Annotated in this window: 10 protein-coding genes; 7 read left to right on the top strand and 3 right to left on the bottom strand. The window is 48.3% G+C overall.

The annotated features are described in order from the left end of the window. On the bottom strand, positions 1 to 339 hold a 339-nt coding region (locus tag WCO51_05320; GenBank protein MEI6512681.1), incomplete at its 3' end, for a hypothetical protein. Between the two features lie 181 nt (positions 340 to 520). Here WCO51_05320 and folK point away from each other — a divergent pair. The 3 genes from folK to WCO51_05305 are packed head-to-tail and all read left to right on the top strand — an operon-like array spanning position 521 to position 2,966. Beyond that, complete coding sequence (folK, locus tag WCO51_05315; protein MEI6512680.1) at positions 521 to 1,030, top strand: 2-amino-4-hydroxy-6-hydroxymethyldihydropteridine diphosphokinase; 510 nt, start codon at positions 521 to 523, stop codon at positions 1,028 to 1,030. After that, on the top strand, positions 996 to 2,285 hold the full coding sequence (locus WCO51_05310; protein ID MEI6512679.1) for a type II secretion system F family protein: 1,290 nt from the start codon (positions 996 to 998) through the stop codon (positions 2,283 to 2,285). The genes folK and WCO51_05310 overlap by 35 nt, the downstream gene beginning before the upstream one ends. Positions 2,286 to 2,294: 9 nt before the next feature. After that, complete coding sequence (locus WCO51_05305) at positions 2,295 to 2,966, top strand: lysophospholipid acyltransferase family protein (protein MEI6512678.1); 672 nt, start codon at positions 2,295 to 2,297, stop codon at positions 2,964 to 2,966. 84 nt (positions 2,967 to 3,050) lie between these two features. On the opposite strand, the gene WCO51_05300 is transcribed toward WCO51_05305, so the two are convergent. Then, positions 3,051 to 3,914: a GGDEF domain-containing protein gene (locus tag WCO51_05300; protein MEI6512677.1), complete on the bottom strand. Its 864-nt coding sequence runs from the start codon at positions 3,912 to 3,914 to the stop codon at positions 3,051 to 3,053. Positions 3,915 to 4,381: 467 nt separating this feature from the next. Here WCO51_05300 and WCO51_05295 point away from each other — a divergent pair, with 467 nt between their 5' ends. The 4 genes from WCO51_05295 to WCO51_05280 all read left to right on the top strand — a co-directional run bounded on the left by WCO51_05295 (position 4,382) and on the right by WCO51_05280 (position 8,885). After that, complete coding sequence (locus tag WCO51_05295) at positions 4,382 to 5,512, top strand: hypothetical protein (GenBank protein MEI6512676.1); 1,131 nt, start codon at positions 4,382 to 4,384, stop codon at positions 5,510 to 5,512. Further along, the gene (locus WCO51_05290) at positions 5,509 to 6,180 is read left to right on the top strand and encodes a response regulator transcription factor (protein ID MEI6512675.1); all 672 of its coding nucleotides are present in this window, start codon (positions 5,509 to 5,511) and stop codon (positions 6,178 to 6,180) included. Before WCO51_05295 ends, WCO51_05290 begins: the two co-directional genes overlap by 4 nt. 9 nt (positions 6,181 to 6,189) lie before the next feature. Beyond that, a complete protein-coding gene (locus WCO51_05285) occupies positions 6,190 to 7,425 on the top strand; it encodes an ATP-binding protein (protein ID MEI6512674.1) in 1,236 nt (411 codons plus the stop codon). 149 nt (positions 7,426 to 7,574) lie between these two features. Further along, entirely contained in the window at positions 7,575 to 8,885 is a 1,311-nt protein-coding gene (locus tag WCO51_05280) for a DUF58 domain-containing protein (protein MEI6512673.1), read from the top strand. Positions 8,886 to 9,011: 126 nt separating this feature from the next. On the opposite strand, the gene WCO51_05275 is transcribed toward WCO51_05280, so the two are convergent. After that, a partial coding sequence (locus tag WCO51_05275; protein MEI6512672.1) for a methyl-accepting chemotaxis protein occupies positions 9,012 to 10,173 on the bottom strand: 1,162 nt, incomplete at its 5' end.

The following is a 10,173-nucleotide window of genomic DNA, read 5'->3' as shown; positions in this document are numbered from 1 at the left end:
GGGGATGAAAGTGAGGTCGAGGTCGGAATAGGGCGAAAGCTCTCGGCGTCCATACCCGCCAGTCGCAACTACTGCGATTTCAGGTTCAACATCAGTATGACCAGGCATCTCATGACGCGCCTTTGTGACTGCCATCTCGAAAAGCTGTTTCACCACGCAGTCCATAAGCGCAGAATGCCACTCGCACCATTCAAGCCCGTCGAATCCTTTGGCGATACGATCCATCAACAGTAATCGCTCATCCGGTAGCCACGCGCCAACCTCTTCAACGCTTCCCAATTTACAAAGCGCCTCAGCCCAAGCCTTCTCCTGTATCGTCAAATCGCGTCTACCAGCCATACCCCGATTTTAGCATCCATCATCCTTAAAAGGCAAAGAAGAGGGTATCAGGCGAAAGGCAGATTCGGCTCGCAATGACACAATAGTAATGATCCATATCCGATCTGATTTCTCCTCCGGATATATATACTACGTAATACAGACTGCGTTCCCGTCTGGCTTGGCAGGTATCATTGAGAATATGGGGACTGCTTATCTGGGCTTGGGGTCGAATCTTGGTGACCGGTTGGAGTATTTACAACAGGCGGTGAAAGGCTTGGCGTGTAAAGGGGTGGTAGTCACCAAAGTTTCACGAGTTTATGAGACCAAACCGTGGGAAACCACACCTGGTCCGGATTACTTAAACGCCGTTATCGAAGTTCAAACTGATCATAGACCAAATAGACTGCTTCAGATTTGTCAAGCAGTTGAGAACGAACTTGGGCGGGAGCGTTCTACTTTGTGGGCTCCGCGTTCGATTGATGTCGACATTCTGATTTACGATGATGACACTATTCAAACTCCTGAGTTAACGGTTCCGCACCCGCACCTAGCCGAGCGGGCGTTCGTATTGGCGCCTTTGAATGAGATTGCACCGAAGCTTATCTTGCCGGACGGCCGCAGTGTTAAGGATTTATTGGCGCACGAAATGAATGTCGCACAGGAGGTTCGCGTCTATGCCGATGGCGTTCTATCATTACCAAGCGCTTGATAAAAATGGGCGCGAAATAAACGGCACGATTAAGGCAAGCTCACCGCAAGAGGTCGAAGTTCGCCTCAAAGAGCGCGGGTTCACTTTGCGACAATTAATTCAGGCCAACCAACCTAATGATCAATCTACTCAACCTCAGAGCCAGGCGGTTTCTACCGATACAACTCCTCACAGCGAGATCGTCAAGACTCCATTATCTAATGATAAGATGCTCTTCTTGTTCTTTTCTCAACTGCAATCTCTTCTGAATGCAGGTGTTGTTCCTACGGAAGCGATGCGTTCGATGGCCGACCGCATCAGAACAAAATTCTTGAAGAAAGCGGTAATTGCGATTCATGATGGCGCGCTTCGAGGGGAATCGATTTCGCAGGTGATGGCGCGCTACCCTTACATTTTCAGCCCCCATGCAGTCGGCACGATAAGAGCCGGTGAAATCGGAGGCTATATGCCGGCTGCCTGCGGTGATTTGGCGGATTTTTATCAAGAATCGATTAGCTACAGGCGTTTGTGGTGGCTTCCGCGGTTGGTTACCTGGAACGGGATTATTACATTGGTCTATGGCATCCCTTTAATCCCAGTGATATTGAAAGAATCTTCCAAACTTACGCCGACAGAAAGCCCTACCGCGATCTCAATTTCAGCTAACGTGATGATATTGCTTCGGGCATATTGGGATGTATGCCTCTATAAGATCACTCCCTTATTTGTTGGAGGTTATATCATCTTTTGGCTCGTACGACGCGCTTTGAGTATGCCTCAGTTTTTAAGTTGGAGGCATCAAATGGCTTTTAACTTGAGTGGAAAGGGGCGAGGGCGCATTCATAGCGAGTCGCTGCGTTTCTTTCTATTGAACCTGCGCCGGCTTTCATCAGCAGGAATTGCGCCTGAAACTGCTTGGCGCGCTGCAGCGAATGCAGTGCCCAGTTACGTCATCTCATCACAACTTCAGATTGCAGGGAATGTTCTTCAACAAGGCCAAGGTATCGCAGCGGCATTCGAAGCCAGCCGAATTATCCCTTATGAATATTCAGGCCTAATGATGACCGCTCAGCAGACCGGTGACATTGTGCCGGCGTTGGAACGATTGGCGAATGTCTTTCAGAGTGAATATGAGTCTCAGACAAAACGAGCGAAGGCGGGAATCGGGTCTCTTAGCTGTCTTTCGTTTCTCATCCTCTCAGGAGTTTTGGTCATTGTGATGGTCTATCTTTATTTTAAATGGGTTTTCATCGCGGCGGATCAATTTTCTCATTAATAAAAACTTATGTTTAAGAATTGGTGGCAAAAAGCGCGCCCGAAGGTATTGGGCACAATCGTCTGGTCTGTGGCTCGATTAGTGGGTAAAACCCTCCGTATTCGGGTTGAGAATTGGGGCGTCATTCAAGAACGCTTTGATAACGGCCAGGGTGCAGTTTTGGTAAGTTGGCATGGACGAACGTTTGTACCAGCCAATCAGTTACGTGGTAAGAATCTCCTTGCAATGATCTCATTATCACGCGATGGCGAGATCCAAAATGTCATCGTTTCGCGATTTGGCTTTAAGACCATTCGGGGTTCGACCAAAAGACAAGGCGTTCGAGCTGCGCTTCAAGCGGCGAGAGATGTCAGAAATGGAGGAATCCTTGCCTTTACTCCGGATGGTCCGAGAGGTCCATCACACAAAGTTCAACCAGGCGCTCTTTTTATCGCCCAAAAATCCGGTTGCCCTATCATTCCCATCGGTGTAAGCGCCTATCCGCGTATCCACATTTCCTCCTGGGATAGGTATCAAATTCCTTTACCTTTTGCCAAAGCATGCATGATAATTGGCGATCCCATCGTTGTCCCCCCCGATGCCGATGAAGAAACTCTCCAACTCTTAACCGACCGCATCGGGCACGACATCTCATCTTTAGAACTTGAATCCGAAAAACGTACCGGTGGGTTTAGGGGATAAGTTTTATAGTGCGTAACTTAGATAGCAATCGTTTCTATTGCGGCGAGCGAAATCGCCTTTAATGCCTGATGGGTAATTTCCTGTTTAGAAAGTATGAGCTTTAAAAATTTCAGCGTGCAATGCCCTGTCAATAGCTTTTTTGTTTTCTCGTTTAGCTTTATACATCATTTGGTCTGCCTTATCAATTAATTCGTAGACCGAGGCAGGAGGTTGATGACAAGTTATTGTGCCAACGCTAAATGCGACCGGCCATCGAGCGCTAACGGTATCCCTGAGCATATCCTGTATTCGCAAAGAAATATTTCTTGCTTCATCATCATTCGTATGGCTTAGTAAGACTGCGAATTCATCTCCACCAAGTCGCGCAACAGCATCTTCCGGTCGGCGTTTACGTTTCATCGCCGCAACAACTCCTTTGAGCACATTATCACCGGCAGCATGGCCAAAACGGTCGTTTACCGCCTTGAAATTATCCACGTCCAGATAAAGAATGCTAAAGGGGTATCCCTGTCTTTCAAGTCGTGAAATTTCGATTTCAACTAGTTCATGGAAAGCTCGTCTATTCCAAGCGCCGGTTAAATAATCTACTCTTGCAAACATAACTGCAACATTTAGAGCCTGCCACAACTTAGATGAAAGGCGAGTGACCAGAATGGATGATACCAAAATAGTTAAAGCATTCCAGATGGGTATAAGAGGGTGCTCATATGTCTGCCCGTATGTTAGCTTATTCACAACATACCAGGTAAGCGCGCTCATTACTGAAGTCAGCGTTCCAATTTTCCAGCCGACATACCAACCCGCTAGCCCAACGGGGATTAGATATAGAACAATAATCGTTATTTCCGGCCCGGTGAAGTAATCGAAAACACCCAGAAGCCCTATCAATAACAACAAGCTTATCGACAACAGAGTTTTCCATATGTTAGATAAATGTTTTTCCGACACCTTGCTTACTCCTAACTTACCAAAAAAACAGGTAGTTAATCACCGTTAAAATCAAAAGTAGGTCTGGAAAAGACCTTGGACAAAAAAGACAACAGGGCAAATGCAAAGCGTGGCAGTATCTTCACAAGAGCGAACCTAGTATGAACTTCAGATACACTAGTATTGACGACCCATCTCCGGCTTCTGTTCCCTCTTTGTTATTGCAAAATTATCACTATGTGATAGTGGTTTGTATTGAGTTGAAAGATCAAATATGAAATTTCTGTCAGTCGTCAGCGGCCAGCTTCCGAAGACCCTCGCGCCCAAAAGCACTGGACGCTTCAAGGGTTTTTTTGAGGTTGAAAGGCATTAGAGAATAGTATAGACACTATCATACCTCACATTGACAATTTGCACAGTCAGCTTAAATTGACAAAGCTTGTCTGTGACGGCTAAAATACAAATAACTTCAGTAGGAGGCACTTGTTTTGGGCGGAGCATATACACCTGGATTAACAGTTAGCGCACAAACGACCATTCGAAAGGTTAGGCGTTTACCGATTAAGGGTGAGGTGTTTGTTAAAGTAGGGGATATCGTCGAACCGGCGACCATACTCGCACAGGCGATGCTGCCTGGACCACTTCAGAATGTGAAGTTGGCAGAGCAACTGGGTGTCCCTCCGAATGAGGTTCCTGAATACTTACTGGCTAAAGTCGGTGATATGATTGAAAAAGATCAACCTATTGCACAGTCAAAAGGCTTTTTTGGCTTGTTTAAGTCCTTGATTAACTCACCGGTCAAAGGCACAATCGAAAACATATCTGAAATCTCCGGACACGCTCAGATACGAGAACCTTCTACCCCTGTCGAACGTACAGCGTATATTCGCGGCAAGGTTATTGAAGTTATGCCGCTAGAAGGCGCGGTTATTGAAGCAGAAGGCGCTCTGGTTCAAGGTATTTTCGGCATAGGCGGAGAGCGACTCGGAGATATTATCATCGTTGGGGACGAAGACAAAGATGTTCTGGATGTTTCCGATCTAAGTGAAGAGATGGCTGGCAAAGTGGTCATTTGCGCAGGAGGCATTACAGGCGCTGCTTTGAAGAAAGCGGACAAGATTGGCATTATCGGTCTTATTGTTGCCTCACTTCTTAACGACCTCGATCTTAGGGATTATCTCGGCTTTGACATCGGTGTGGCGATCACAGGCCAAGAGAGTATTCCCTTATCTTTAATCTTAACTGAAGGCTTTGGCAATATCAGGATGGCCAAACGGACGTTCGAACTGCTCAAATCACTCGAGGGCAAACAAGCTTCAATAAACGGCACGACCCAAATCCGCGCCGGTGTACAGCGTCCTGAAATTATTGTGCCGATGGCTCATGTTGATGAGAAGTCAGCCGGTAAAGGGAAATCAGGCGCGATGGAACTCAAAATCGGCACTCCAATCCGTGTTATTCGTCAGCCCTATTTCGGTCAGCTCGGCGCAGTGGTTGAATTGCCGCCGGAGCTAACCGTTATCGAATCGGGCGCGCATGTGCGCATTTTAAGAGCCAAATTAGAGAGTGGAGAGCAGGTAATTGTTCCGCGCGCGAATGTCGAAATAATCGCAGAATGAAAATTTTAGTGGTTGATGACGAAGCATCGATATTGGAGACTGCCCAGCATAATCTGCAGCGTGCAGGCTATACTGTCATCACTGCTGCAGATGCCGATGAGGCTCTCAAACGGTTTCATCAAACTCCCCCCGATCTTATCGTGCTTGATGTGATGCTCCCCGGGCGAAGCGGTTTTGATCTCTGCCAAATGTTCCGCGCTGAAAGCCAGGTTCCTATTATTTTCCTCACCGCTAAGGGGACGGAAGATGACCGAGTGAAGGGATTGGAACTGGGCGCGGATGACTACATGGTCAAACCCTTTAGTATGCGTGAACTAGTCGCACGTGTGAAAACTATTCTTCGCAGAACTCATGACGATAAGAGCGACGAGGCGATTAAAGTCCGTGATATCGTTATCGATACAGTAAAGCATCAGGTAAAAAAGGGCGGGGCGTCGGTTGAGTTGACGCCAAAAGAGTTTGCGCTCCTGTTGTTATTCGCCCAAAATGCAGAACGGGTCTTATCGCGCGATACGTTACTGGATCGAGTATGGGGGGCGGACGCTTATGTCGGCCTTCGAACCGTTGATGTGCATGTGCGATGGCTTCGCTCGAAGTTGGAAGACGACCCTGACAACCCTGAACGATTTATAACCGTACGCGGAATTGGATATAAATTTAGTCCATAAAGGTGTTTAATGATTAATCGATGGCTGGCTTTAGTTTTGACCTTAATTGCGCTCATTCTTATCGTATGGCATCCATTAGGATGGGCCGCGCTGATTATGGGGCTTTTATGCGTATTTCTTGGCGCGTATATTTGGGTTCAAGCTACTCTCGCTGAGCATTTGGTATTTGGGCACAGCCAGAAAGCGAAAGAGAACCAACAGCAGGCTGGGGAATGGGAACGCTTAGCCAAGGAAGCCCGAGCGGATTTCACTGGACTTGCCGAAGGGATGGAGTCGGCTGTATTTGTCTGCTCGACTAATGGAGTCATTGAATTTGGCAACCAGTCAGCCAGGCGTATGTTTGAGTTCGATTCGCCCCAAGATAAAACTTTGCTTGCGCTCACTCTTAGCTATAATCTTCACGATTTCTTTTTGGAAGTGGTTGAAGACCCCCGCCTTACGCGCCGCGAGATGGAATTAACCTCTCCGACTGAATTGATAGTCCGTGCTTCCATTTGGCCGCAGCCGAGTGTAAAAGAGAAGCAGGGACGTTTTTATGTTGCCTTGCGTGATATCACCGAACTTCGCCGATTGGAGAAAATACGCCAGGACTTTGTTGCTAACGTTTCTCATGAGCTTAGAACTCCCTTAAGCAGTATCCGCGCTATGGCGGAGACGATTTTGGATGATCCAGAGCTTGATTCGGTGATGAGGGAGAAGTGGCTTTATAATATTATCAAACAGTCTGATCGTTTAGCCACTGTTGCCAATGATCTGCTCATCCTAAGCCATGCCGAATCGCAGCCACCTGTGAAAACTAAAGTTAATCTCGGCGATGTGATAGATGAGGTTGTTGCTAATCTTAAACCCCTGGCCAAGGAGGTTGGATTGATCCTGGAGGCATCTTTGCAAGGGGCTTTATTCACTCAGGCAAATCGCGAACAAATGCAGCAAGTCTTTTCCAACCTCATCCAAAACGCCATCCAATACACCCCCGAAGGCGAAATCAAAGTAGTCGGGAGGGAAGAGGACGATCATATTATCGTATCGGTATCGGATACGGGCATCGGGATTATGAGTGAGGATCTTCCGCGAATTTTCGAGCGGTTTTATCGAGTAGATAAAGCCCGTTCCCGAGCAACCGGCGGCACCGGTCTTGGCTTGAGCATTGTGAAACATATCGTCGAATCGCATGGCGGCACAATTACGGTTAAAAGTGAATACCGAGTAGGCGCCACCTTCACTGTGCGCCTGCCTAAGGTGTAATAACCACTGGTAGACGCCTCAATAATGGCCCGTTGTATTTCAAGAGACTTTCCTGAACCACTCCTGCCCCGCCTCGACGAGGAGGGGATTTTCTTTCATGCTTATATTCTTTGCAGGATTTATGGCGGATAGGGTAGAAATGGGGGGTTATGGCATTAACATCGCGGTTTTATGTTGTCTTGGGGCTGGGGCTCCTTCTGGCGATCCCTATCGCATATTCGCATCAGCTTGTTTGGCTGGTGGCTATTTATGATTTGGTTTTATTTGTCATAGCGATCATCGATCTAATACAGGCGCCGAGAAAAGATAGCTTTGAAGTTGAACGTAAGCACGATCCGGTACTTTCAATTACTGTCGCAAACCCAATCCATCTGAAGCTAAGAAGCCGAATAGATAAACCGCTTCAAGTCAAGCTGCGGGATGAACCGCCTCCTGAAATGTCATGGGATACCCGTGAATTTGAGTTTATTTTAACACCTCACTCGGAGCATGCCGTTACCTATCATGTCACCCCCAAAGCCCGCGGCGATTATCAGTTCAACGACATCTTCGTGCGATGCTTGACGCCGCTTGGATTTTGGTGGCGAACCTATCGGTTGAAGGCTGAGGAAATCGTTCAGGTTTATCCCAACGTCTTAGCGCTGAAGCAGTATGATTTGCTTCGCAATAAAGGACATTTAAGGGATATTGGAATACGGCGGACACGTTTGCGAGGGGTGGGTACTGAGTTTGAGGCGCTGCGAGATTATACGCCGGATGATGAGTATCGGCGCATCGATTGGAAAGCGACCGCTCGAAAAGGCAAGCCGATTGTCCGCGAATATGAAGCAGAACGAAGCCAAAGCGTGTTTTTGGTCATTGATACCGGTCGAAATATGATGGCTGATGTCGAGCAAGTACACAAACTCGATCACGTAATGAATGCCGCTCTCATGCTCGCTTATGCCGCCGTAACCGCTAATGATCGGCTGGGGCTACTACTTTTTAACGATATTATGCAGCGTTTTGTGCCCCCCAAACGCGGGCGACAGCAAGTGGAGGTTATTCTTGAAGCTCTGCATGGAGTCCAAGCAGAGCCGGTCGAGCCGGATTATCGAATGGCGGTTACTTATCTTTATAGCCGTTGGCGAAAGCGCTCTTTGGTGGTCTTTTTCACCGATTTACAGGAACCTGAGAGTTCGCGAGAGTTAATCCGTTGTCTGGGCAGTTTATCTCATACCCATTTATGCCTCTGCGTTACGGTTGCTGACCCGCGCCTATCGGAACTCACTCGAACGGCAGCTTCCGATTCAAGCGCTGTCTATAATCGAGCGGTTGCCCTTCAAGTAGCGCATGATCGTCAGGCAACAATACGAATTCTCGAACAACAAGGCATCCACGTCATCGACTCCGAGCCGGAACGCCTCTCACGCGACCTGGTCAACTACTACCTGACCCTAAAAGCCAGATCGGCGATTTGAGGCATACAGCGTATTAGGTATTCCGGAGAAGGCGATAGCCTAAAGGCAGAATCGAAATTAGCATTAAGAGAAAAGAGGCGGGCCGATTGGCCCGCCTCTTTTGCGAGGGGTAGAAGAGAAGCAGTCTTAGGCGGCTTCTCTTAACGTTGCCTTGGTTTTCGTATTCTTCTTACCAGTCTTCGTGATTGTGTCAGTTAACTGGAAAGTCGAAACCATATTTTGCATTTCTTCCGCGTGGGCATACAGCTCTTCAGCCGCTGCTGCGGATTCTTGTGAGTTGGCCGCTGTCTGCTGAGTTACTCGGTTAGCTTGGTCTACACCAGAGTTAATCTGAGTAATTGCAGCACGCTGCTGATCGGATGATGCGGCGATATCGCCCATCACTAGGCTGACCTTATTGACCTGGTCATTGATTTCTTCCAGGACCTTAAGGACTTCAGCGTTGATGCCTACGCCGTTCTCTGCGTTCTTAACCGATTCTTCGATCAAGTTGGCAGTGTTCTTTGCAGCATCGGCGCTTCTCATGGCCAGGTTGCGGACTTCTTCAGCCACAACAGCAAATCCCTTGCCTGCGTCACCGGCTCTTGCAGCTTCAACTGCAGCGTTCAGCGCCAACAGGTTGGTCTGGAACGCAATCTCGTCAATGGTCTTGACGATCTTAGCGGTGTCATCAGATGAGGTTTTGATCTTGTTGATGGCATCAGAGAGACCCTTCATGCCATCAACGCCTCGGCCAGCGCTTGTTTGAGCATGCTCTGAAAGGGTTCGCGCCTCTTGAGCGCTGTTTGCGTTTTGTTCACTCATAGATGCTGCTTCTTGCAGGCTTGCGCTTACTTCTTCTAGCGCTGATGCCTGATCGGCAGCGCCTTGGGCCAGTGATTGACCGCCAGCGCTAATCTGGCCTGATGCGGAAACGATCTGCTCAGAACCAGTAGCTACTTGAGTGAGGCCGCCATCGAGGTTACCGACAGCAGTGTTGATCGCATCTTTAATCTTGGCGAAGTCGCCTTGATAATTACCCTTGACACGAGCGGTCATATCTCTTTCGGCAACTTTCTCTAGAACCGCGGACGCTTCGTTGACAGGAGCAACGATGGCATCCAGGGTGCTGTTGACGCCGTTGACGATCCTGGCAAAGTCGCCGCCATGCTTACTCGCATCAGCGCGGGTCTCTAACCGACCCTCGACAGCCGCTTCTGCCAACATATTGGCGTCAGCTACGAGTGCGTTGACAGCATCGATGCAGGTGTTAAGGTTGTTCTTGATCTCGTTGAAGTCACCGTTGTAG

This window comes from bacterium, assembly GCA_037131655.1.
Classification (GTDB): Bacteria; Armatimonadota; Fimbriimonadia; order Fimbriimonadales; family JBAXQP01; genus JBAXQP01.
This window is presented reverse-complemented; position numbering and strand designations above follow the sequence as displayed.